Below are 23,550 nucleotides of genomic sequence, written 5' to 3'. Positions count from 1 at the left end.
CTGCGAGCCGATCGGTTGCGGGTCTGGCCTGGGTTGGCGCGGAATTGTCGTCATTGTTGTTTTTCCCTCTCCTTTTGACTCTGCTGCGCTGTCCGATTACAGCGTGCCGAACAAGGTCACCAATTGTGGCGCGATATTGGGCAGCGGCAGAATCCGAGACGCGGCGCCAGCCTCGGCCGCCGCTTTCGGCATGCCGTACACCGCACTCGTCGCTCGATCCTGTGCAATGGTAATGAAGCCCTGTGTGCGCATCGCGCCAAGCCCTGCGGCGCCGTCGCGCCCCATTCCGGTCAAGAGCACGCCCACCGCGCGCGATCGCCAGTTCTCGGCAACGCTGCGCAGAAATACGTCGATGGACGGACGATACACCGCATCGCGAGGTTCGTCGGTAAAAACACAGCGCCCGCTCAGGTCGACCCGTAAATGTCGATTGCCGCCCGCGAGCAGCACCACACCGGCCGCCGGGCGCTCGCCCGCCTCCACCAATCTCACCGAAAGCGGCGTCTGCTGATCGAGCCATGTCGCCATGCCCGGCGCGAAGGCGTCGTCGACATGCTGTACGACGATCACGCCGGCGCTGAAGTTCTCGGGCAGCCGCCCCAGCAGCGTCGCCAGCGCGGCCGGACCGCCGGCGGACGCGCCGATGGCGACTAACGCATCGGTGTTGCCGGCGGCACGCGGCACGAACGCCGGTTGCGGCGCACTCGCGTCGGCATGCTGCGCCGCAACGGCCTCGATCTTCGCGAGCAACGACGACGCCGGACGCGCCAGATGCGCGCCGCCCAGCACCGGCGTATCGACGGCGTCCACCGCACCCGCCCCCATGGCGTCGAACACGAGGCTGGCGTGATGGCCCACATCGGACGTCACGATCAGAATCGGACACGGCGTGCGCCGCATGATCTCGCGCGTGGCCGCCACGCCATCCATCACGGGCATGACGAGATCCATCAACACCAGATCGGGCGGCACGGGGGAACACATTCGCACGGCTTGCTCGCCGTCGTGCGCAACCCATGCGACATCAAAGCCCGGTCGCTGTGCCAGCGTACGTCGCAACGCTTCCACCGCAATGACCGAATCGTTCACGATCCCGATTCTCATGACCCCGACTCCCCGATGAGATCCACAACAGCGCGCAACAGCGCGTCGTCGTGGAAGCTGCCCTTCGCGAGGTAATAGTCGGCGCCCGCATCGAGTCCGCGTTGTCGATCTTCCTCGCGATCTTTATAGGAAACGATCATGACCGGCAATTCCGCCGTGCGCGCGTCGCGCTTGATCAGGGTCACCAGTTCGATGCCGTCCATGCGCGGCATGTCGACATCGGTGATCACCATGTCGAACGTTTCGCTTCGCACTGCGTTCCAGCCATCCATGCCATCGACGGCCACACTCACGTCGTAGCCGCGCGCGGCGAGCAACTTGCGCTCAAGTTCGCGCACGGTCAGCGAATCGTCGACGACCAGCACGCGCTTGCGTGCACGCCCGCCCGATGGCGTGGCGCGCATCGGTAACCGGTCGAGCGCCCCCATCTCGACCGCCTTGGCGATCGATCGCACCAGATCGGCCGTATCGATGATAAGCAGCGGTGAGCCGTCTTCCGCGAGCGCGCCGGCGGCAATATTGGGCAGCTTGCCCAGGCGCGCATCGAGCGGTTGCACGACGAGCATGCGCTCGCCGAGGAATTTGTCGACGGCCAGCCCGTAGCGCGCGTCGCCCTCACCGAACACCACGACGGGCTGATCGCCCGCAAGCCCCGCAGGCGCGGTGCCGCACAGCACTTGCTGCGCGCTCACGAGGCCGATCTGCTTGCCGTCCAGCGTGAAATGCGGGCGCCCTTCGAGCATGTCGATGCGTTCCTGCGGCAACGCCAGCGTACGCGACAAGTTCGCGAGCGGCAGTGCGTAAGGTTCACCGGCGACTTCGACGAGCAGGCTGCGCACCACCGAGAGCGTCAGCGGCAATTGCAGCGTGACCTTGGCGCCACGCCCCGGCGTGTGCTCGATACGTACCGTGCCGCGCACCGTCGCCACCATCGCCCGCACCGCATCGAGGCCGACGCCACGACCCGAGACGTCCGTCACCGTGTCGCGCAGCGTGAAGCCCGGCAGCATCAGGAATTCGAGCAGTTCGTTGTCGTCGAGTCGTCCGGCGGTTTGCGCCGTCACCAGCCCGCGCCGGACCACGGTCTCGCGTACGCGTTCGATGTCGATTCCTGCACCGTCGTCGGCCACGCTGACCAGAAGCAAACCCGCGCTGTGGCGCGCAGTGAGCGTGATGACGCCTTCGCCCGGCTTGCCTGCCGCCGCACGCACCGGCGCACTCTCCAATCCGTGGTCGACAGCATTGCGCAGCAGATGCCCCAGCGGCGCTTCGAGCTGATCGAGAATGTCCCGATCGACCTGTGTGTCGGCGCCGCGAATTTCGAGTCGCGCCGGCTTGCCGAGCGAGCGCCCGAGGTCGCGCACCATGCGCGCGAAGCCGCCGAGCCGATCGTCGATGGGGCGCATGCGGCACGCGAGGGCTTCGTCGTACAAGCGCTGCGACAGTTGCGTCGAGCGACGGTCGAAGTCGTCGAGCTCGTGGATCTGCTGCGCGAGCAACTGACTTCCCCCGCCGAGCGCACGGCGCAGATCGGCCAGCGCCGCGAGCAATACCTGACGGTCTTCGCCCGAGCGATCGGCCCCCTGCGCCAGTGCCGAGCTCACGCGGTCGAGCGCGTCGCCCGCGTCGTGCTGATGCCGCTTGAGGCGCTGCAACGACTGCGCGAAGGGCTGCGACCAGCGCGACGCCACCAGGGCCTCGCTCGATAGTCGCAACAGCCGGTCGAGGTTATCTGCGGAAACGCGCAACGCCCGCGATGTATTGTCGGTGGCGTCGTTTGTCGGTATGCCGTAGCTGGCGTAGTCGAACGCGCTCGGTTCTTCTGCCAACGCGCCGTGCGACTCTCCCTTCGACGTATCGCCCACTCGCGAGGCAAGCGTTTGCGTGAATGCGGTGACGAAGGCATCGATTTCGGTCTTGCCCGCACCCTGCGCCCACTCAGGATCGCGCCCCGGCGGATGCGCCAGGCGCATGAGCAGGTCCACGCCTTGCAACAGGCGATCGATGACCGGCACGTCAAGCGCGAGCGCGCCGCCCTGAGCAGCGACGAAGGCGTCTTCCAGCACGTGAGCGAGCGACACCCCCGCCTCGACCCCGACGATGCGCGCCGCCCCCTTGAGCGAATGCGCGGCCCGCATGCAGGCTTCGAGTTGCGACGCGTCGTTCGGCGCACGTTCGAGCGCCAGCAGCCCGTCGCCGAGCACCTGTGCCTGCGTCTCCGTCTCCATGCGGAACAGGTCGAGCAGCGTGGCGTTGCGCAGATCGTCGCTCATGCGAGGCCCCTGTCGAACGCGGCGCCCACACGCAGCGGATCGAGCACCCCGACGACATGCTCGCGCCAGGGCAAGACGGCGACGGCAAAGCCATCGGACGCGCCGAGCGCCGTCGCGGGCACGGCACCCAACGCCGTGCTGGCCGGGGTGACGGTCCCATAGACTTCGGTCACCGGAAACGCGCTCAAGTGCTGCCCGTGGCGTAACGCAAGCAGACGTGCGGTGCTCGCGCGCAACGTGTTGGACGGCGTGCCCTGCGTTTGCGGCGCCGGTTGTACGCCGAGCAGTTCGCCCAGCGACAGACAAGGCACGAGCGCGCCGCGCAAATTGACCAGCCCGAGCAACGCGCGCTGACGATGTCCTGGCACCGTGTGCCAGGCGCGCATGGGCGTTACCTCTTCGATGGCGGATGCGGGCAACGCCAGCCATTCGTCGGCCAGACGAAAGAGCAACAACGACTGACTACGCATCACGTTCTGATCGACGCGCGCAGCACGCCAGGGGGCAGGGTCGACGGGCGCCACCGGTAACCGGTCGAGCAATTCCGCGGCCTGCCTGTGCAAGGCGTTGTCGTTTGGTTTTGCTGCCTGCGAGGAGATGGGGGCGACGTTGCCAGCCATGACACCGGCCTCAGGCGCCAATTCGCGATCGGTCATCGATGTCGGGTTCCGTGACGTTGCATCGGGTCATGCGTTTCGGAGGACGCCATTGCGTTGCCGGCGCGCTCGGCACGCGCCATCAGGCGGCGTGCGCCCGATACGTCGCCGCGCGCATCGAGCAAGGCTGCGCAGTGCACGAGCGCTTCATAATGCGTCGGATCCAGATACAGCGCACGTCGATAGTGGATGAGCGCACTCTGCGCATCGCTACGCGCGTCTTCGACCAGCCCGAGCAGGTACTCGGCCTGCGCGTTGGCGCGATCGGCCGCCAGCACGGCACGGCACAGGGCAACGGCCCGCTCGAAGTCGCCCGCGTCGGCCGCAGCACGCGCCTGCGCCAACGGGACGTCAATCTCAGCCTTCGCCATGGCGCCGACAGACGAGACGACGGACGGGGCAAGCGGCGATTCGCCCGCCGGCGCGACCCGCAGCGAATCGGTCGCGGGTCGCGTCGGTAGCGTGGGAGGTGCGGGACGAGTCGGCGGTACGAAGGTCCGCGCGGGTATGCCGTGCGCCGACGGTGTCGCATCGGTCGAAGGCGCCGCCTGAATCACGTCGCGCGCCGGTACAGCCACGCGGAACGAGAACGCCTGCGCATGTCCGGTCGGGGCGAGGCCGTTGCTCGTCAGCGTTCCGCCTTCGGCGGGCCCGGCAAAAAGCGTTGCGCCCATGCGCATGAGCCGTTCCAGCGCGGCGATGGCCCGACGTTGTCCGTCGCGGTCGAAATAGATCAGCACATTGCGAAAGAAAACGAAATCAAATGTGCCCAGCCGATCCACGAGCGACGGATCGAACAGATTGCCGGCATGCCAGCGCACCTGCGTACGCAGCGCGCCGATGACGCGGTAGTTGTCTTCCTCGGAGGTGAAATAGCGCTCGCGGAACAGCAGCGTGTCCGGCGCGCCCCGAAATGAATTTCGGCCATACAGCCCCTCTCGGGCCACTGCGAGCGCGCGTTCGCTGATGTCGACGGCATCGATGGTGAAATCGTTCGCGCCGAATCCCGCATCGAACATCGCCATCGCCATCGAATAGGGCTCTTCGCCGGTCGAGCATGGCAAGCTCAGCAGCCGCAACGGCTGCCGTTCGCTCGCGGTGCCGCGACGCGCGGTCCGCGCCTCCCGCGCCATCCTGCCAAGTGTCGTGAAGGCTTCGCGATGCCGGAAGAACCATGTCTCCGGCACCACGACCGCTTCGATCAATGCCTGAAGCTCGTGCGATGATTGTTGCACGCGCTGCCAATATCGCGAGTACGGCGGGGCGTCCTGCATATCCGGCGACAACGCGGCAAGGCGCGCACGCACGGCCCGCTCGATGGCGTGGACGCCGAGCGTCTCGGCGTCGATCCCTGTCGTGTCGCGCAACAGGCGTTCGATGTCAGGCACGTGGGTCATGTCGACGCCCCCGTTGCATTGCCCTCGTGCGCGCCCGGCACATCGCGCACATCGTGCGCATCGGTCACATCATCCGCCAAGGCGTCGCGTGCAGCGTCGAACAACATGGCGCGCGCTTCGTCGCTCAGCAATTGTTCGACGCGCACCCACTGCACGAGGCCCTCTTCGGTGTCCAGTACCGGACCGAGGTAACGCCCTTCGGGAAGATCGACACCACTCGAGCTGAATGCGTCTGCGTTCGCCCGAAGGGTGTCGGTGGCGCGCTCGACCAGCACGCCAAGGCGGCGGGCATTCGGTCCGGGCGCCGGGTAATGCACGAGCACCAGCCGCGTCGAGCGGCGCTCAGGCGCGCCCAGCCCCGTGGCAAGGCGCGTCAGATCGATGACGGGCACGGACTCGCCGCGATAGCTGAAGGCGCCCGCGACCCACGCCGGTGCGGATGGCAGACGCTTGAGCGCGAGCCACGGCAACACCTCGGCCACGTGACTGGCTTCGATGACGTAATGATCGGTCGCGATGGCGAAACGCAGGAACAGCATGTCGAAGTCCGCGATGAGCAATGGACGACAACCGTGTCGGTAACGCGACGTACGGGTGTCGTTGTTGGTTCGATATTGCGTCGATATTGCGTCGATATCGGTTCGTTGTTGGTGTCGGTTATGACGCCAGCCCCGCGGGCGCAAGCGCCTGCACCTTGAAGCGCGACACCCCGCTCTTGAGCCCGTTGGCCACGTGATTGAGCTCTTCGATGGCCTGACTCGACTGCTGCAACGACTCGGCCGTCTGTTGCGCGGCCTCGGAGAGTTGCACCAGCGCCTGATTGATCTGCTCCGCGCCGGTGGCCTGCGCCTGCATGCCTTCGTTGACGACCTGGAAGCGCGGCGGCAGCGTTTGCACCTGCGAAATGATCTGGGCGAGTTGATCGCCGACCTGTCGCATTTCGTCCATGCCGCGGCGTACCTCCTCGGCGAACTTGTCCATGCCCATCACCCCTGCGGACACCGCCGACTGGATCTCCTTGATCATCTGTTCGATGTCGTAGGTCGCCACTGCGGTCTGGTCGGCCAGCCGGCGAATCTCCGTGGCCACCACGGCGAAGCCGCGACCGTACTCACCGGCTTTTTCGGCTTCGATGGCCGCATTGAGCGAGAGCAGATTGGTCTGATCGGCTACCTTCGTGATCGTGGTTACGACCTGATTGATGTTGCCCGCCTTCTCGTTGAGGATGCCGAGCTTGCCATTGACCGAGCCGGCCGCTTCCACCACGTGTCGCATGGCGTCCTCCATGCGCGTGAGGCCGACGTGTCCCGTGCCCGCCAGCGTTGCCGCATGCTCGGCCACCCCCGCGACTTCGGTCATGGTGCGGGCCAGATCGCGCGACGTGGCGAAAATCTCGCGCGACGTGGCGCCGATCTCGGTGGTGGTGGCCGCCGTCTCCGATGCCGTGGCCTGCTGCTGGCGCGACGTCGCGGCAATCTCGGTCACGGACGTCGTGACTTGCAGCGCCGACTTCTGCGCCTGCCCCACAAGCCCCGTCAACTCGTCCGTCATGCGATTGAAACCCGATTCCAGCGCGCCGAATTCGTCGCGCCGCGCCAGATTCAGCCGCCGGGTCAAATCGCCCGAGCGCATGACTTCCAGAATCTGCATCACGCTCGCGAGCGGCACGCTGATCGCACGGAAGAGCAACCACCCGGCGAGCACGGCAACGGCAAGCGCCACGACCAGCGTAATGAGCAGCGTGGCCTTGGCGGCCGTCACGGCTTCGCTGATGTTGTGCGTCGCTTCATCCGAGTATGTCTTGTTGGTGTCGACCAGACGCTGAATCGCCGCTCGCCCGCGCCCCCATTCCGGATAGAGTTGCTCGGTCAGCATGGCGCGGGCGGCGGGCATCTGCCCGTCCACCACGAGCTTGAGGACCTGTGTGCTGATGCGCCCGTACTGATTGCGTATGCCGCGCACTTCGTCGTATTGAATGCGGTCGATGGGGCGGTTGACGGTCGTGCCGTAATCCTTGACCCAGCCGTCGATGCGGGCGTCGGCCGCGCGCAAGGCGTCGAGGTCGACCGCGCGGGTCTTGTCGTTGTCGTCGATTGCGACGACCTGCTGAAGCAACTGGTAACTCTCGAACCACGCCCCGCGCAGCATCGTGCTGTAGTAGAGGCCCGGCGCGGAGTCGTCTTCCACACTGCGCGTCTCGGCTTCGATGGCGGACAACCGGGTGTAGGCGATGCCCGCCATGAGGGCCATCAAGGCAAGGATCAGGCCAAAACTGGCCAGAATGCGATGTCGGATCGACCAGTGTTTCACGCCGCGCTCCCGTTCGGGTTCATGCCCGGCGCCGGAAGGGTCGACGCGGGCCTTTTGAGGTTACGCCGATTCTATTACAGCGGCCCGACCGGGCAACGTCGGTCAGGCCCTGTATTTGGGTTTATTTCTGATTCGTCGCACACTCCCGGTCACGGTCCAGCCCCGGGAGTCCCGCGGTCCGACGGTTGCGATCGGACGGCAGGACGGTCGGCCCCGGGCGTCGACCATCGAGCGTCGGCCACCCGCGTTCGGCGTGAAGCGCTCAGCGGGTCAGTTCGCGCAAGGCATCCGCTGTCATGGGCGCGAGCGCGAGCGGGGCGGCAGCGGACGTGAGCGCGCGCAGCGACGCGGCATTGTCCGGGGAGATGCTGCCATCGGGCAGGTAGAGGTTGTTTTCGAAGCCGATGCGCGCGTGGCCGCCGTACAACACCGCCGCGAGCGCACACTCCGCCTCGCGCGGACCGAAGGCGCACATGGCCCAGGGCGTCGCACCCGACGCCTCGCCCAGCGCGTCAGCGCCGGTCTGCCACGCGCTCAGGAACGGCAGCAGGTCGGACGGCGAGGACAACTGGCCCTTGCTGTAACGCCCCAGCACGAACAACACCCAGTGGCGACCGGGACGAATCGCACCGCTCGCGCGCAAGCGCCAGTAATGCGCCACGTCTTCGGTGTCGTAGAGGATGTACTGCGCAGTGACGTTTTCCCGCCAGAGCCAACCGAAGAACGCCTGCGCTGCGGGCGCATGGGTGGCGTCGGGCAATATTTCGCGCAGGGCGACCGAGATTGCCTCGGGACGCAAGGCCTGCACCGTCGCGATCTGCTGCGCCGGGGCGTAGATGCCGACGGCCTCCGTCGTGACCTGCAACACCAGTTCGTCGCCAACGGCGCGGCGCACGGCGGCAATGCCCGCGGCGTAATCGGACACTTCGAGGCTGTGCGTGCCATCGGCCTTGCGCACGTGCAGGTGGATCATGGCAGTGCCCACCTCCAGACACGCTTTGGCGCATGCGCCCAACTCGTCGGGCGTCATCGGCAACGCCGGGTGATCGGCGTGCGTGCGGCGCGCGCCGTTCGGGGCGACGGCCAGTGCGTAGGCCCGGGTCATGCCACCCCTCCGACCTTCACGCCGGTCACGTCCGCCACCGACAGCGCCAGGCGCTCGACGATGCGATCGATGTCGTCCGGCTGACAGATGAAGGGCGGGGCGATCAGCGCATGGTCGCCGTGCACGCCGTCGACCGTGCCGCCCATCGGATAGATCAGCAGACCCCGCTCCTTGGCCGCCGCCTTCAAACGGGCGTGCGTCTTGTCCTGCGTCGGCAGCGTCTGTTTGGTCTCACGATCGGCAACGAATTCGACGCCCACGAACAGGCCACGGCCGCGCACGTCGCCCACGTTCGGGTGATCGGCGAAGACCTCGCGCAAACGGGCACGCAACTGTTCGCCGCGCGCCTTCACGTTCTCGAGCAGGTTGTCTTCGGCAATCGTGCGCTGCACGGCCAGCGCCGCCGCACACGCCATGGCATGCCCGAGATAGGTATGCCCGTGCTGGAAGAATCCGGAGCCACCGACCACGGCGTCGAAGATCTTGTCCGAGCAGAGCATCGCGCCAATCGGCTGATAACCCGCGCCGAGTCCCTTCGCGATGACGAGAATGTCCGGTGTCACACCGTCTTCCTCGCAGGCGAACAAATAACCGGTGCGACCCATGCCCGACATCACCTCGTCGAGCAGCAACAGCACGCCGTACTTGTCGCACACGGCACGGATGCGCTTGAAGTAGTCGCCCACCGGCGGCACGGCGCCTGCCGTCGCGCCGACCACGGTTTCCGCAACGAACGCGATGACGTTGTCGCCGCCCAGTTCGAGGATCTTCGCTTCGAGTTCGTCCGCCAGACGCTGTACGTATGCAGCGTCGCTTTCGCCGTCCAGACGCTCGCGATAGGCGAAGCACGGCGAGACGTGATGGGCCGGCACCAGCAACGGCAGGAACGGCTCGCGTCGCCATGCGTTACCGCCAATGGCCAGCGCACCGAGCGTGTTGCCGTGATAGCTCTGGCGCCGCGCAATGAAGTACTGACGCTGCGGCTGGCCAATCTCGACGAAATACTGGCGCGCGAGCTTGAGCGCCGCTTCCACGCCTTCGGAGCCACCGCTCACGAAGTACACATGATTCAGATCGCCCGGGGCGCTCGCGGCGAGCGTGTCCGCCAGATGCTCGGCGACTTCCGTGGTGAAGAACGACGTATGCGCATAGGCCAATTGTGCGGCTTGTTGCTGCATGGCCTCGATCACGCGCGGATGTCCATGGCCCAGGCAGGAGACGGCCGCACCGCCGCAAGCGTCCAGATAACGCTTGCCGTTGCTGTCGATCAACTCGATTCCCTGACCGCCGACGGCGACGGGCAACGTCTGGCGCGGATTGCGGTGAAACACATGAGTCATGCCTGAACCTCTGACGAAAAGATGCTGCGAGACCGTAACGGAGTGTCTTATGGATGTCGCTCAGTGTAGGCGTATCCCACGCGCTTTGCAACATATGTTTCAGTCGGTTTGACAACGCAACACTTCGCGCAATCCATTACCACACCCGATGTTTCACCGCAGCCCACGTCTTCCGGGGAAACCGCGTGCGTGTGTGGCGCATTTCATGCAACAATCGTTACATTCTTTCGCCGCCGTGTTGCCATCCCCCAATGACACAAGCCCCAGCGCTGCCGCAGACGCTCGACCAACTCAACACCTTGTTGCGCGAGCGCTACCCTCAGCTCAGTCCGCAATTTCAGGCGGGCGCGCGCTTTCTTCTGGACCATCCGCAACGGGTGCCGATCAGTTCGATGCGCGCGATCGCGGCGGAGGCGGGCGTGCAACCGGCCACCTTCGTGCGGCTCGCGCAGCATCTCGGTTTCGACGGATGGCACGGACTTCGCGAGTTGTTTCTGGAGTCGATCCGTCTCGGGCCGCAACCGTATGCCAGCCGTGCAAGACAAGTGATTCGGGAGGGCGACGCCGCGCGCATGGTGCCCGAGATGTTCCGCGTGCAGCACAACAATCTCGACCTGACGGAAGCGGGCGCGCATGCGTCGCTGGGCGCCGCCGTCGATCTGCTTGCGAATGCGGGCACCGTCCACGTCGCGGGTTTTCGCGCCTGCTTTCCCATCGCCTTCACGTTTCAGTACGTCTACCGACTGTTCCGCCCGACGGTCCACCTGATTCGCGGTGAAGCGGGCACGCTGGAGATGGAGTTGCGGGCGCTGTCCGCGCGGGACGTGGTGGTTGTCATCAGCTTCGCGCCTTATTCGAACGAAGCGTTGATCGTCGCGCGTGCTGCGCGCGCGGCGGGCGCACGCGTGCTCGCCCTGACGGACTCGACCGTCTCCCCGCTGGCGCTCGATGCGGACGTGACGGTGCTGTTCTCGCACGAGAGCCCGTCGTTCTTCCCGTCGATCACGGCAGGTATCGCCGTCGTCGAAACGCTTGTCGAGATGTTGCTCGCGCGCAAGGGCCGTGGCGCCGTGCGTGCGCTGGCGCTAGCAGAGGACCAGCTTCACGGCACGGGGGCCTACGTCACCCCCGGCAGCCAAGGCGGTCCGACGAGCGGCCCCGGCCCGCGAGTCAAACCGGACGCGTGAGCGTTGTCGCGTCTGAGGCGTTGCGGCGCAAGGCCACGGCAAGCGCTGCACTGCCCGCGATCAACGCGGCAGTGAATATCGCCAGGGCCGCCGGCATGCCGAATCGGTCGGCCAGCCATCCGCTCGAGACCACGGGCACGGAAAAACCGAAATACGCGAAAAGAAAGTAGCCTGCCGCCGCACGGGCGCGCAGCGACGGCGCGACGGCGGCATTGACGGCCGCCAGTCCGCCCAGATAGGTGAAGCCGTAGCACGCCGAGCTGGCAATGATCGCGCCCGCAAGCAGCGCAGGCAGGTTGACGTACACCACGCCCAGCGCCAGCACGACGAAGCCGAGCGGCACCAGCACGAGCCCCACACGCACGGCACGCACCGGTGCCATGCGCCGCGCGGCGGGCTGAAACAGCAACCCCGTCGAAACGACGAAGAACGTCGCGAAGCCTGCCCACGCGGCGTGTCCGTGCGCGGCGAGCGCCGACGGCACCACCCCGATGACCACGCCGACCGCCGCCCAGGCAAGCAGGATCGCCACGCCCAGCGGCGCCGTGCCGGGCGCGAGTACCGGCCAGCGCAGCCACGGCACGTTCGGATGGCGGGCGGGCGCAGGCAACGCCGCCACAGCCAGGGCGGCGACGAACGCGAAGGGCAGATACGCCCACAGGCTCCACGGCGGCAGCGTCGACGGCGCGACAATCAGACACATGCCCGTGACGAGGGCGCCAGTGCCGAAACCGAGGGACGTGGCGGCTGCCACCAACGCGGCGCCACGCGTCGCGGCGTCTTCGCGCGCACCGTATAGCTCCGTCATGAACGCAGTGCCACTGCCCGCGACGAGCCCCGTTGCCAGTCCGTAACAGGCACGCGCGCCGCCCAAGGCAAGCAGCGTCGGCCAGCGCAACGTCAGCCATGTGCCGACCAGCCCCAACAACAATGCAGCCACCAACGGCAAACGACGTCCGACGCGATCCGAGAGCCCCGCGAGAAACAGCAACCCGGGCACGAGTGCGCCGACGTAACACGCGAACGCCAGCGCCTGCGCGCCCGCGCCATGGCCACTGGCCGCCGCGTAGTGCGGCACCAGCGGCGCCTGAAGATTGACGCAGAACGTCACAAGGAAAAGCTGGATGGCGAGCAGGGCGATAGCCCGACGGGAGGACTGACGATTCATTGAGGACATGGCGTTAAGGACACAGGACAGGCGCAGGGGCACAGCTCGGCTCCCAGTATTGTCAGCCCGCCAATCCAGTGCAATTATTGAATTGTCCTGATAACAATTCCTCTCGTCCGTCTGGCGCCATGGCTGCTCCCGCCCGTTACCTCGATCATGTCGAACGTCTTGCCGACGCCATTGCCCGCGGCGATCTCGCCTCTGGCGCCCGACTGCCGCCGCAGCGCGATTACGCCGACAGGTATGGACTCGCGACCTCCACTGTCACGCGCATCTACGCCGAACTCGCGCGGCGTGGACTCGCCGTGGGCGAAGTGGGGCGCGGCACCTTCGTTCGCTCGCCGGCTGTCGGCGCCGCCGCTGCCTTCGCGCAGTGGGCCCCGGCGCCGGGGGCAATAGACGGCGTCGACCTGGCATTTAACTATCCGATCTTGCCCGAGCAGACCGAAACGTTGCGCCAGTCGTTGCGCGACATGGCCGCTGGCGGCGATCTGAGCGCCTGGCTCGCACATACACCGCACGACGGTCATCCGTCCGATCGGCGCGCGGCAGCGCAATGGCTCGCGCGCCGCGATGGCGTCGCCTTCTCGCCCGAGCTGGCCGCCTCGCTGGTAATCTGCGCCGGCGGCCAGCATGCGCTCGACGTTCTGCAACTGGCGCTGTGCCGGGCGGGCGAACCGGTCGCCGTCGAAGCGCTGACGTATCCCGGCTGGAAGGCGCTCGCGGCGATGCGCGACGTGCCGCTCACGGCCATCGCCATGAACGACGGCGGCCTCGATCCGCTGGTGCTGGACAAGCTTTGCCGGACCGACGCCGGACGCGGCCATGCGGGACGGATTCGCGTCGTCTACACGATGCCCACGCTGCATAACCCGCTGGGCTGCGTCATGCCGCTCGCGCAACGCATGGCGCTGGTCGAAGTCGCCAGACGGCACGATCTCCTGCTGATCGACGACAGTGCCTACGGCTTCCTCGTGCCGGACGCCCCGACGCCCCTGCGCCTGCTCGCTCCCGAGCGCACGTTCGAAGTGTGCAGCCTCTCGAAACCGGCCGCGCCCGGGCTACGTATCGCCTATCTCGTTGCACCGCCGGCCTGGCTGTCGCGGGTGCATGCGGCAATGCGGGCCAGCGTCTGGAGCGCTGCGCCGTTGATGGCGCAACTGGCCACCCGCTGGCTGGGCGACGGCACGATCGACCAATGGATCGTTCGCAAGCGGATGATGGCGGCGCAGCGGCAGGCCATCGCCCGCCAATGTCTGGCGGGCTGTGGCTCGACGGGCTACGACGGCGCCTTTCACCGGCTGGTGCCGGTGCCCGCGCCGCTGCGCTGCGACGACGTCGTTGCAGCGCTTCAGGCGCGCGGCATTGCCGTGACCCCGGTCGATGCGTTCGCCGCGCCCGGGCAAGCCGCGCCATCGGCGATTCGGGTGGCGTTCGGCTCGCCGGGCGACGACGCCACGCTGCGCGCCGCGCTGACACAGGTCGCAGACGTCATGGCTACCCTGAGTCGTCCGTGATTTGCCCGCCATCCCGCGATGCTTCCGGAACACCCGGTGACGACCCTGTGACGGTGCCCCGAGATGACGCCGCTGCCGGTTTCTTTTATGATCGACGTGCTTCCTGCGGCCTTGGCCGGACATGACGTCCCGCCGGGGCATCGCGCAGGCTTCGTCCCCTGTCGACAATATCAAGGACTCCGAATGTCGCTTATCCGCTCCTCTCGCGCCCGCTCGATGGTGCTCGGCACGGCGCTCGTCATCGGCGCCAGCGTGGCCGCACCGGCCTTCGCCGCGTCGAACCTTTCGTTCATGAGCAACTCGCCGCTGGCCTATATGCGCAAGGCCGACAACGAGTCGTTCGCCAAGGCTGCCGGCGCCGTGCTGTCCAACAAGCAGGACAACGAAACCACCGAGTGGACCAACAAGGGCACGGGCAACCCCGTAGCCATCGCGGCACAGCTCACACCGACCAATACCCAGAAGGACGGCGAGAAGACCTGCCGCGATCTGGTGGTGCTGCTGACCGCCAAGGGCCAGGAAGTCACGCTCAAGCTGCCCGCCTGCAAGGCAAACGAAAAGGCCCGTTGGGAATTGCAGAAGCGCGGTACGCCGTAAGTCGCGAGCGCCCTGGCGCGCGACGGTCGCGACCATTGCGACGATCGCGACGCCGGACAAAAAAATCGCCGGTTCCGAGACCTCGGACCGGCGATTTTCCATTGTCGCGCCTGATGACGCGTCTGATGACGAAAGAGGGACCGACGTCGCTTCAGGCAGCCACGGTTTTCCTGTGCCCCTCGACGTCCGGCAACATGACCGTCACGATCCCGAGCAACGGCAGGAACGCGCACACGTGATAGACGAAATCGATGCTCGTCGAGTCGGCCAACTGGCCCAGCACGGCAGCGCCCACACCGCCCATGCCGAATGCGAAACCGAAGAACAACCCGGACACCGTACCGACCTTACCCGGCATCAGCTCCTGCGCGTAGACCAGAATGGCGGAGAACGCCGACGCCAGAATCAGCCCGATCAGTACCGTCAGAATGCCGGTCCAGAACAGATCGGCGTACGGCAGTATCAGCGTGAACGGCGCAGCGCCGAGGATCGATCCCCAGATCACATACTTGCGACCAATCTTGTCGCCCAGGGGGCCACCGATCATCGTGCCTGCCGCAACGGCGAACAGGAAGACGAACAGATGCACCTGCGCGCTTTGCACCGACACGTGGAACTTGCTGATCAGATAGAACGTGAAGTAGCTGCTGATGCTCGCGAGATAGAAGTACTTCGAGAAGATCAGCACCAGCAAGATACCGATGGCGAACAGCACCTTGCCCTGCGAGAGCTGATGCGCCCCCCCCCGGCGCGCTGCGGGCTTGCCCTTGCTCGCCGCACGTTGCACGGCGTACCACCGGCTCACCTGGTACAGCACGACGATCGCCACGAGTGCCGCCACCGAGAACCACGCCACGCTGCCACGGCCGTTCGGGACAATGATCAAGGCGGCGAGTAACGGACCGAGCGACGAGCCCACGTTCCCACCCACCTGAAAGAACGATTGCGCCATGCCATGGCGTCCGCCCGAGGCCATGCGGGCTACGCGCGACGATTCCGGATGAAACACCGACGACCCCATGCCCACGAGCGCAGCCGCCACGAGCAGCATGCCGAAGTTGGGCGCGACGGCCAGCAGCAGCAGCCCCACGAGCGTGAAGCCCATGCCGACCGGCAGCGAGTACGGCTTCGGATGTTTATCGGTGTAAAGCCCCACGACCGGCTGCAACAGCGATGCCGTGATCTGGTACGTGAGCGTAATGAGACCAACCTGCCCGAAGCTCAGATTGAAGCCGGACTTGAGCAATGGGTAGATGGCCAGGATCAACGACTGAATCATGTCGTTGAGCAAGTGGGAGAAGCTGATCGCAGACAGCACGCGGAACGCCGTGCCCTGCGCGGCCGGTGGCGTGGCACCGGAGAGGGACGTAGCAGGTTGACTCGACATGGGACGGGTGATTTGACATCAAAGGCTTGGGAAAACGTGGGCTTGCCGGGGGTCTTTTTGCCATCGTTGCGCGTTCTTTTGCGCCGTGTTTGCGTCGTCTTTGCGCCATCTGGCAGACCTATGCAAGAAAGTTGGGATTAATCCCAATTTCCGCCGGAAAGTTAATGAGTGAAGTGTAGAGCATGCGTAAATCGCCGTTACGCCAAGTTTTGTCGCGATTACGCCATCCGAGTGCCACGCAGGATGCGGCTAGGCCGCTGCCTCGCCTGAGGTCGGACGATCGTCCGACGGCCGTCTCGCGCATCACTGGCACGCGCCCTTCACGCCCGTCTGCCGGGCGTTGTGCGGGTTTATCGGGGGTCGGACGCCGTCGGGTATTCGTGTAGAGTCATCTGACGGGTTGCGTCGTGCAGCACCGCAGTCCACGTGGGACCCTCCGCTTTCTTGGTTGGCAGCAAACATGATTCAACACTCCAGAGTCGTGCAGTGGCTGGTGACCGGACTCGTCGTGGCGGTCACGCTCGCTGTCGTCCTGTTTCTGGGTTGGCTGCGCATTTATCACATGTCGCAATCGATCCTCCAGGAGGAGGCCGAGCGCCAGCGCAACGCCCTCGAACGCATCGTCGCGCAAGCCGAGAACACGCTGCGCGGCGCATCCCCATGGGTCGGCCGCTCGTGCAGCGAGGTCAGCACCTCGCTTCAGGCCACCGGCACCCTCAGCCCCTACTTCCGCTCCATCTGGCTCGTCTCGCGCGGGCAACTCTATTGCTCATCCGTCATTCGCTCCAGCGCGGCGCTGAACATGCCGCTGCCGGCGGATCTGGTGCCCATGCTCACGGGCACGCGCGCGTTGCTGGTGAGCAGCACGCCGTATGTGCGGGATATGCCGGCGCTGGCGCTTTACGTGCCGACGTCCGCTACCGATGGCGTGCTCGGCTTCGTCGACGGCATCTATCTCACGGAGACGTTACATAGCGTCAAGACGAGCGACCTGGCGTGGACGGCCATGACCGTCGGCAACGTCTCGCTCACCTCAGAAGGTCCGAAACTGGAATCGGCGGGCATCGCAACGCGCGGTGCACAGGTATCGCTCACGTCGCGATACTTCACGACGTCGCTTGCGGGCAGTCCGTCGTTGATGCAATCGCTCGCGACCCAACAGGCGCCGATCTTCCTGGCGTTCGGCGGCATCGTGGCGTTCCTGCTCGGCGTCATGACGTTCCGCCATCTCGGCCCGGCCCAGTTCATGAAGCGGCAGATTGCCCACGGCATCAAGCGCAATGAATTCAAGGTGTACTACCAGCCGGTCATGGAACTCGCCACCGGCCGATGTGCGGGCGCCGAGGCGCTGATGCGCTGGCATCACCCCGTGGCCGGTCTGGTACGACCCGACGCCTTCATTCCGATTGCCGAAGACAATGGCCTGATCATCGATCTCACGCGCGCCTTGCTGCGTCAGATTCGTAACGACGTGGCCAGGGGCGCATTGCCGCAGGGGTTTCATATCGGCATCAATCTCGCCGAACGGCACTTGCGGGACACCACGATCCTCCATGACATCGAGCGTTACTACGGCGCGTTGAACGATACCTATCCGATGGTCGCCGAAATCACCGAGCGTTACGTGATTCGCGACACGGCCGCCGCACGTAACGTGATGGCCGAGTTGCAACGGCGTGGCATCGAGACGGCGCTGGACGACTTCGGCGCCGAGAACAATTCCATTGGCTATCTGAAGCGCTACGACTTCAACTATCTGAAGATCGACAAGGAATTCCTGCCGGTGACCGAAGACGACGTGGTCACGCGCAATATCTGCGATTCCATCATCCATCTGGCCGAGCGGCTGGACATGACGATCGTGGCGGAAGGGGTCGAAAATGAGATGCAGGCCAATTACCTGCGTGGGCGCAACGTCACTTATGCACAGGGATACCTGTTTGCGCGGCCCATCGCCTTCGACGAACTCGTGCAATTCGCCATTGCGCACGCGGGCACCGGACTGACGGCCGTGAAGACGCCTGCGACGATGTCGCCACTCGCTTGCGCGACGTCTCTCCTATCCGGCACGTCACCTACGTCGCTCACGCCCCGCAAGGCGGGTTGAGACCTTGCGCCCCGACAGGGCAAGGCTTACGACGGCGGAAATACAGAGCGCCGGCCCAGTGAAGTCACCGGTCCAGCGCCTGATCCGACAAGACCACGGTCGTGTCAAAAGACCAACTGCGGCATGTTACTGCGTGGTGCGGGCGCAGCGGCCGCCCGCGTGCTGTCTCGCATTTCGGCTCGCAGCAACCATAATCGCTGCGCAACGAAACGTCTGAAGCGCATTTCACCCGCGGAGAAAGAGATTTGCATCTGATGTCGCTTGCCGTTGGGCAATGTGCGAACCAGACGATAGTATCGAGCCCCGTCAACCGTTTCCTTGATATTCCTGACGCGCATCATTTCACCCCGTTTCTGTTGTGTCAGGTGAGTGGGCACTTCGGTAAACGTCGCATTCCCGGTCAGTTCGCTTCAGACCGGAGAATTTCAGGCCTGAAGCAATACGAACCGGCTTTGGGGGGGCATGCGGCAAATTCAATGTAGAGGAGAAACGTCCCCCATTCGTCCCCCAAACGGACGTACGAAGCGCACTTCGTTGGTGCGCCGCAACAGTTTCCCGTCCAGCCTTTATATTCGCTGGGTCGCCCGCCCTCTACAATGCGGCCACCTGACGCGTTTGATCGAAAAAATCATTATGGTTTCCGAACCTTTTTCAATGACGGACGGCGCTTTGCGCAACGACACTGGCGACGCCCTGCAAGTGAGCGGTTCGCTGTGGCTGCATCGCGGCACGTCGTCGCTTGGCGGACAAGCCCGGATCGCCCTGCTCGAACATATTGCTTCGCATGGCTCCATCACGGCCGCTGCCAAGGCGGCGGGCATGAGCTACAAGGCCGCCTGGGACGCCGTCGACGCCATGAACCAGCTCGCGGGCGAGCCGCTGGTCGCGCGCAGCACGGGCGGGCGTGGCGGAGGCGGTACGCGTCTTACCGCCCGTGGCACGAAGCTGGTCGCCGCGTTTCGGGCCGTCGAAGCGGCACAACGGCAGTTTCTCGCGCGTGTGGCGAACGATCTGGAGCACTTCGACGAACAGTGGCCGGTCATCTCCCGGCTCGGCCTTCAGACCAGTGCGCGCAACCAGTTGCACGGAACGATCACCGCAATTCGGCGCAGCGGCGTGAACGACGAAGTGACGTTGACGCTGCCCGGCGGCGAGGCGATCACGGCGTCGCTCACCCACCACAGCACCCAGTCGCTCGGGCTGGCGCTCGGCGGTGACGCGTTCGCCCTCATCAAGGCGCCGTGGATCGAGATGGCGCGCGGCGCGGATCTGGCCGGCCTGCCGACGGCCAATCGTCTGGCGGGCACGGTGGAAGGCGTCGCCGACGAAGGCGGTCAGGCGGAAGTGATTCTGGCACTGCCGGGCGGCAGTCGTCTCGCGGCAGTGATGCCGCACGAGACGCTGGCGGCACGCGGGTTGACGGCAGGGGTGGGGGCAACAGCCGCCTTTGCGGCCGCCAGCGTGATCGTCGGGGTGATGGCCTGAGCAAGGGACGGTCTGACACGCGTCGCCAACGCAAGCGACGTCAGACCGTCCGCAACGTCACATCGCCGGGGTTTCGCAGTTCGTCACGGGCTGACGCCGGGCGTCGCGGCGGTCGAGCCGCAAGCTCAGCAATGCCACACTCGCCCCGGCGAGCGGCACGAGCGCCGCCACCCAGGGCACGGCCGTCAGGCCGGGGCCGTGCTCGATGACGAAGCCGCCCAGCCACGCGCCGATGGCGTTTCCGAGATTGAACGCCGCGATATTGAAGCTCGACGCCAGACTCTCGCCCGCGCCGGAAGCCTTCTCCATCACCCAGAGTTGCAGCGGCGCGACCGTCGCAAAGGCTGTCGCGCCCAGCAGGGCCACGAACACGACGGCCGCCCAGTGCGAGTGCAGCGCGAAGGTCATCGCCCCAAGTACGACCGACAGCGCGAGCAGACTACCCAACACGGTCGGCACCACGCGACGGTCCGCGAGTTTGCCGCCGAGCAAATTGCCCACGACCAGGCCGCCGCCGAAGATCAGCAGAATCGGCGAGACCGCTCCTTCGGAGAAGCCCGTCACTTCGGTGAGCAGCGGCGCAATGTACGTGAACACCCCGAACACCCCCACCCAGCCCAATACCGTCGTCAGCAAGCCCAGCAATACGGGGCGACGCGCCAGTGCACGTATGTCCGCACGCCAGTCACCGGCGTCCTTGGGCGCCGCAATCTTCGGGACGAAACCGGCAATCACGAGCCAGGCGAGGGCGCCAATCAGCGTGACTGCCCAGAAACTGGCGCGCCATCCGAAGTGCTGGCCCAGCCAGGTGCCGAACGGCACGCCGAGAATGTTGGCGACCGTCAGCCCCGTGAACATGACGGCGATGGCCGACGCGCGGCGCTCGCGCGACACGAGGCCGGTCGCCACCACCGACCCGACGCCGAAGAACGTGCCATGCGCGAAGGACGTCAGTACGCGCGCGGCCATCAGTGCGCCGTAGCTCGGAGCGAGCGCACAAGCGGCGTTGCCGACGGTGAAGATCGCCATGAGCACGAGCAGCACCGTCTTGCGCGGCCACCGGGCCGTGGCGGTCGTCATGATCGGGGCACCGACCACGACACCCAGCGCGTAGCCGGAAATGAGCAGGCCCGCTGCGGCGATCGACACGCCGAAATCGGCGCCGACGTTAAGCAGCAAGCCCATGATGACAAACTCCGTCACACCGATGCCGAAGGCACCGGCGGTGAGGGCATAAAGCGCGATAGGCACGGAACACTCCTGTCTGAATGGGGGGACGGCGCACCGGCGGCTAACGCACGGTTATCCGGAGGCGAGTCGATGTGCGGAATATAGACGGCCCTGTATTGATGAAATAGACTGCGCAAAGGAAAATCATTTGTGACTTGAAGTCACAAGAAGCGCCGCGCTCGGCGCGACGAACCGGCGGATGTCATGACATTCGCCGCCTCGGCCAAAGCGGGCGCGCACAGCAGAGATCTCGGAAAACTTCAGATGGGTCGACAGGACGTCAACCGCTCGGGCGATATGGAAGTCTTCGCCCGCGTGGTGGAACTTGGTGGCTTTTCGGCGGCAGCGCGTGCATTGCACATGACGCCTTCGGCCGTCAGCAAGCTGGTCGCGCGGCTTGAAGCGCGGCTCGGCGCCCGTCTTTTCAACCGCTCCACACGACGTCTGCAACTCACGCCCGAAGGCACCGCGTTCCACGAACGAACGCTACGCGTGCTCGCCGATATCGACGCCGCAGAACGCGAGGCGGCCGCGGGCGCCGTGCCGCGCGGGCTGTTGCGCGTGAATTCGAGCGTCCCGATCGGCACGCTCTATCTGTTGCCGGTCATCCCGGCATTTCTGGCGACGTATCCCGAGATACGCCTCGATCTGACGCTCACGGATACCGTCGTCGACCTGCTCTCTCAACGCGCCGATGTCGCCGTGCGCGCAGGTCCGTTGCGCGACTCTCGGCTCGTCGCACGCAAGCTGGGGGAGAGTCGTGTGCACGTGGTGGCCTCGCCCGACTATCTCGCACGCAGTGCCCCGTTGCGTACGCCGGCGGATCTCATACGGCACAACGTCATGGCGTTCAATTTCGAGCGTCATATCGAAGGCCTGCCGTTTCGCGACGGTGCTGGCGGCGTCACCCTGTACCCGCCCGCAGGCAACGTGCTGACGAGCGACGGCGAGACCATGCGCCGTCTCGCCCTTCAGGGCGTGGGGCTGGCCCGTCACTCCCGATATCACGTGGATGCCGATCTGCGGGAGGGACGTCTCGTGCCAGTGCTCGAAGACTACAACCCCGGCGATCTCGAGCCGGTGCATGCCGTGTATGTCGGGCAGGGCGGCCACTTGCCCGCCCGCGTGCGGGCATTTCTCGACTTTCTCGTGGACAACGTTCACCTGCCCTGTTGAGCAACGCGCCGCTACGTGCGGTACTCACACACGCCTGCGCCCACGATGCGACCAGGCAAAGAGTGGCCATGCCAGCGCAGCACAAACCAGACCGCCCGCCCACACCAGCCCCCATCCGCCCAACGACAACAACAGCGGAATCGTCAGCGGCGTCAGGAACATCGTGAGGAAGACGCCCGTGTTGCCGATGCCGAGCGCCGTGCCCGCGCGCGACGCGCCGGCCCGCGTCGCGAGTTCGGTGAAGGCCACGCCGTGCCAGGCAGATGCGATCACACCGCCCGCGATCAACAGCGCGACCATCAGCGGCGTGCCATGGGCGAGCCAATCGGCGCGCAGCGAGAGCAGCGCGACGAGCAATCCCAACGTTGCGAAGACGACGCCCACGGCAATCGTGCACGCGCGCAGATAGGCAGGGCGGTTGCGACGTTTGTCCGTGTAACGGCCGCTCCACACCCGGGTCATCGCGGCGCCCGCCTGCACGGCGCCCAATGTCAGCGAAATCGTCAGCACGCTCGCATGCGCAAAGTCATGCAGAAACACCGTGCCGAACGTGACGACCGCCACCTGCGGCATGACGAGCACGGCCATGCCCAACGCCGTGCTCAATAGTCGCGCATCGCGCAGCGGCGAGTAGGACGCGCCATGAGGCACATTGGCAGCAGCGCCGGCGCCACGCGTTGTGTCGTGCGGTTCCTCCGGGGGTTCGAGCAACCACAGCCATGCCATGCCCGCCGCAGCAACGCACGCCACGGCAAGTCCGACGAACACGGCGCCAAAGCCGAAATGCAGCGCGGTGCCCGGCAGCGCCAGCGCGCCGATGCCGCTGCCCATCGGTACCGCGCACTGCCGCACGCTCATCGCCAGCCCGCGCTCGCCGTCATGAAACCAACGCATGACTGCACGACCGCTCGACCCGTTCACGCTGCCGCCGAGCACCCCGATGGCCAGCATGCCGGCGGCGAGCATCGGCATCGACGGAATGGCATGTGCCGTCGGCACGACCCACAGACCCAGTCCCAATAGCGCCGCCGCCGTCACCAGCAACCCGACGAGCAGCACGCGCCGGTCGCCCCAGCGATCCGTCAGCATGCCCCAAGGCAATTCGGAAACGGCGATTCCCAGACCGATCATGCCAAGCACTATGCCCAGGTCGCCGGTCCCCAGGGCATAGTCGCTTCGCATCTGCACGGCCGTAGCAGGGATACCGCCCATGGCTGCCGCAAAGCTGCCGTTGGCCGCAACGCCTACGCCGAGGACCTTCCAGCGATGGCGACGGCCGGGGGCTGCGACGGGGCGACGCAGCGCGGGCGATGCCACCGCCGCGCAAGCCGAAGACGTGGGGGAACCGGCGGAACCGGCAGGACTAGGGCTCGCCGCAGTGTTCGCTGGGGCGGAAGGCACGGGACACAGACGTTCGTTCATGACACAGTGCGCGGCCTGTTGGGCGCGCGTCTCAGAGCAAGGGAATCGGAAGTCTCCTGTCTCGCTTGACGCAGTTGCGTGGCGATCAG

At 65.9% G+C, this 23,550-nt stretch carries 18 protein-coding genes; 6 read left to right on the top strand and 12 right to left on the bottom strand.

Annotation, left to right across the window (positions count from 1 at the left end; genetic code table 11):
* Positions 1-96: 96 nt before the first annotated feature.
* From cheB to UC34_RS00565, 8 genes are all read right to left on the bottom strand, one after another.
* Positions 97-1,104, bottom strand: a complete 1,008-nt coding sequence (gene cheB, locus UC34_RS00600; protein ID WP_044453254.1) for a chemotaxis response regulator protein-glutamate methylesterase — start codon at positions 1,102-1,104, stop codon at positions 97-99.
* Positions 1,101-3,377, bottom strand: a complete 2,277-nt coding sequence (locus UC34_RS00595) for a hybrid sensor histidine kinase/response regulator (protein ID WP_044453253.1) — start codon at positions 3,375-3,377, stop codon at positions 1,101-1,103. Before UC34_RS00595 ends, cheB begins: the two co-directional genes overlap by 4 nt.
* A complete protein-coding gene (locus tag UC34_RS00590; RefSeq protein ID WP_052810847.1) occupies positions 3,374-4,033 on the bottom strand; it encodes a chemotaxis protein CheW in 660 nt (219 codons plus the stop codon). The genes UC34_RS00595 and UC34_RS00590 overlap by 4 nt, the downstream gene beginning before the upstream one ends.
* Positions 4,030-5,430, bottom strand: a complete 1,401-nt coding sequence (locus UC34_RS00585) for a CheR family methyltransferase (protein WP_052810846.1) — start codon at positions 5,428-5,430, stop codon at positions 4,030-4,032. The genes UC34_RS00590 and UC34_RS00585 overlap by 4 nt, the downstream gene beginning before the upstream one ends.
* Positions 5,427-5,969, bottom strand: coding sequence for a chemotaxis protein CheW (locus UC34_RS00580; RefSeq protein ID WP_084070943.1), 543 nt, complete (start codon positions 5,967-5,969; stop codon positions 5,427-5,429). Before UC34_RS00580 ends, UC34_RS00585 begins: the two co-directional genes overlap by 4 nt.
* 118 nt (positions 5,970-6,087) lie before the next feature.
* Positions 6,088-7,740, bottom strand: a complete 1,653-nt coding sequence (locus UC34_RS00575; RefSeq protein ID WP_044453252.1) for a methyl-accepting chemotaxis protein — start codon at positions 7,738-7,740, stop codon at positions 6,088-6,090.
* 262 nt (positions 7,741-8,002) lie between these two features.
* On the bottom strand, positions 8,003-8,845 hold the full coding sequence (locus tag UC34_RS00570) for a beta-keto acid cleavage family enzyme (protein ID WP_044453251.1): 843 nt from the start codon (positions 8,843-8,845) through the stop codon (positions 8,003-8,005).
* Entirely contained in the window at positions 8,842-10,185 is a 1,344-nt protein-coding gene (locus UC34_RS00565; RefSeq protein WP_044453250.1) for an aspartate aminotransferase family protein, read from the bottom strand. The genes UC34_RS00570 and UC34_RS00565 overlap by 4 nt, the downstream gene beginning before the upstream one ends.
* A 251-nt stretch (positions 10,186-10,436) precedes the next feature.
* Here UC34_RS00565 and UC34_RS00560 point away from each other — a divergent pair, with 251 nt between their 5' ends.
* Entirely contained in the window at positions 10,437-11,372 is a 936-nt protein-coding gene (locus UC34_RS00560; RefSeq protein WP_044453249.1) for a MurR/RpiR family transcriptional regulator, read from the top strand.
* On the opposite strand, the gene UC34_RS00555 is transcribed toward UC34_RS00560, so the two are convergent.
* Positions 11,356-12,540, bottom strand: coding sequence for an MFS transporter (locus tag UC34_RS00555; protein WP_044453248.1), 1,185 nt, complete (start codon positions 12,538-12,540; stop codon positions 11,356-11,358). The two genes, UC34_RS00560 and UC34_RS00555, sit on opposite strands and share 17 nt — an antisense overlap.
* A 128-nt stretch (positions 12,541-12,668) precedes the next feature.
* Here UC34_RS00555 and UC34_RS00550 point away from each other — a divergent pair, with 128 nt between their 5' ends.
* Together UC34_RS00550 and UC34_RS00545 are read left to right on the top strand one after the other, a co-directional pair.
* The gene (locus UC34_RS00550; protein WP_044453247.1) at positions 12,669-14,057 is read left to right on the top strand and encodes an aminotransferase-like domain-containing protein; all 1,389 of its coding nucleotides are present in this window, start codon (positions 12,669-12,671) and stop codon (positions 14,055-14,057) included.
* A gap of 183 nt (positions 14,058-14,240) precedes the next feature.
* Positions 14,241-14,654 carry a hypothetical protein gene (locus tag UC34_RS00545; RefSeq protein ID WP_044453246.1) on the top strand — a complete coding sequence of 138 codons (414 nt, stop codon included), beginning with the start codon at positions 14,241-14,243 and terminating at the stop codon, positions 14,652-14,654.
* A 151-nt stretch (positions 14,655-14,805) separates the two neighbouring features.
* Here UC34_RS00545 and UC34_RS00540 read toward each other — a convergent pair whose 3' ends face one another.
* Positions 14,806-16,041 (bottom strand): MFS transporter, encoded by a 1,236-nt coding sequence (locus UC34_RS00540; RefSeq protein ID WP_044453245.1) that lies wholly within the window; start codon positions 16,039-16,041, stop codon positions 14,806-14,808.
* Between the two features lie 460 nt (positions 16,042-16,501).
* On the opposite strand from UC34_RS00540, the gene UC34_RS00535 reads away from it, so the two are divergent.
* Positions 16,502-18,148 (top strand): EAL domain-containing protein, encoded by a 1,647-nt coding sequence (locus UC34_RS00535; RefSeq protein WP_044453244.1) that lies wholly within the window; start codon positions 16,502-16,504, stop codon positions 18,146-18,148.
* Between the two features lie 654 nt (positions 18,149-18,802).
* Positions 18,803-19,633, top strand: coding sequence for a TOBE domain-containing protein (locus UC34_RS00530; RefSeq protein ID WP_044453243.1), 831 nt, complete (start codon positions 18,803-18,805; stop codon positions 19,631-19,633).
* A gap of 57 nt (positions 19,634-19,690) precedes the next feature.
* Here the strand turns inward: UC34_RS00530 and UC34_RS00525 are convergent, their stop codons facing one another.
* Positions 19,691-20,884: an MFS transporter gene (locus tag UC34_RS00525; RefSeq protein WP_044453242.1), complete on the bottom strand. Its 1,194-nt coding sequence runs from the start codon at positions 20,882-20,884 to the stop codon at positions 19,691-19,693.
* A gap of 243 nt (positions 20,885-21,127) precedes the next feature.
* On the opposite strand from UC34_RS00525, the gene UC34_RS00520 reads away from it, so the two are divergent.
* Complete coding sequence (locus UC34_RS00520; protein ID WP_044453241.1) at positions 21,128-22,039, top strand: LysR family transcriptional regulator; 912 nt, start codon at positions 21,128-21,130, stop codon at positions 22,037-22,039.
* Positions 22,040-22,063: 24 nt separating this feature from the next.
* Here UC34_RS00520 and UC34_RS00515 read toward each other — a convergent pair whose 3' ends face one another.
* Positions 22,064-23,461, bottom strand: coding sequence for an MFS transporter (locus UC34_RS00515; protein ID WP_084070266.1), 1,398 nt, complete (start codon positions 23,459-23,461; stop codon positions 22,064-22,066).
* Positions 23,462-23,550: the final 89 nt, after the last annotated feature.

The organism is Pandoraea vervacti (assembly GCF_000934605.2).
Lineage (GTDB): Bacteria > Pseudomonadota > Gammaproteobacteria > Burkholderiales > Burkholderiaceae > Pandoraea > Pandoraea vervacti.
The sequence above is the reverse complement of the archived record's forward strand: the minus strand, read 5'-3'. Positions and strand labels throughout refer to the sequence as shown.

What these genes read in the sequence shown, in the direction of transcription:
- UC34_RS00535 (WP_044453244.1), top strand. Translation starts at nt 16,502, where the DNA reads ATGATTCAACACTCCAGAGTCGTGCAGTGGCTGGTGACCGGACTCGTC.
- UC34_RS00560 (WP_044453249.1), top strand. Translation starts at nt 10,437, where the DNA reads ATGACACAAGCCCCAGCGCTGCCGCAGACGCTCGACCAACTCAACACC.
- UC34_RS00515 (WP_084070266.1), bottom strand. Translation starts at nt 23,461, where the DNA reads ATGAACGAACGTCTGTGTCCCGTGCCTTCCGCCCCAGCGAACACTGCG.
- UC34_RS00530 (WP_044453243.1), top strand. Translation starts at nt 18,803, where the DNA reads ATGACGGACGGCGCTTTGCGCAACGACACTGGCGACGCCCTGCAAGTG.
- cheB (WP_044453254.1), bottom strand. Translation starts at nt 1,104, where the DNA reads ATGAGAATCGGGATCGTGAACGATTCGGTCATTGCGGTGGAAGCGTTG.
- UC34_RS00520 (WP_044453241.1), top strand. Translation starts at nt 21,128, where the DNA reads ATGGGTCGACAGGACGTCAACCGCTCGGGCGATATGGAAGTCTTCGCC.
- UC34_RS00555 (WP_044453248.1), bottom strand. Translation starts at nt 12,540, where the DNA reads ATGAATCGTCAGTCCTCCCGTCGGGCTATCGCCCTGCTCGCCATCCAG.
- UC34_RS00545 (WP_044453246.1), top strand. Translation starts at nt 14,241, where the DNA reads ATGTCGCTTATCCGCTCCTCTCGCGCCCGCTCGATGGTGCTCGGCACG.
- UC34_RS00585 (WP_052810846.1), bottom strand. Translation starts at nt 5,430, where the DNA reads ATGACCCACGTGCCTGACATCGAACGCCTGTTGCGCGACACGACAGGG.
- UC34_RS00570 (WP_044453251.1), bottom strand. Translation starts at nt 8,845, where the DNA reads ATGACCCGGGCCTACGCACTGGCCGTCGCCCCGAACGGCGCGCGCCGC.
- UC34_RS00565 (WP_044453250.1), bottom strand. Translation starts at nt 10,185, where the DNA reads ATGACTCATGTGTTTCACCGCAATCCGCGCCAGACGTTGCCCGTCGCC.
- UC34_RS00595 (WP_044453253.1), bottom strand. Translation starts at nt 3,377, where the DNA reads ATGAGCGACGATCTGCGCAACGCCACGCTGCTCGACCTGTTCCGCATG.
- UC34_RS00550 (WP_044453247.1), top strand. Translation starts at nt 12,669, where the DNA reads ATGGCTGCTCCCGCCCGTTACCTCGATCATGTCGAACGTCTTGCCGAC.
- UC34_RS00540 (WP_044453245.1), bottom strand. Translation starts at nt 16,041, where the DNA reads ATGTCGAGTCAACCTGCTACGTCCCTCTCCGGTGCCACGCCACCGGCC.
- UC34_RS00590 (WP_052810847.1), bottom strand. Translation starts at nt 4,033, where the DNA reads ATGACCGATCGCGAATTGGCGCCTGAGGCCGGTGTCATGGCTGGCAAC.
- UC34_RS00580 (WP_084070943.1), bottom strand. Translation starts at nt 5,969, where the DNA reads ATGCTGTTCCTGCGTTTCGCCATCGCGACCGATCATTACGTCATCGAA.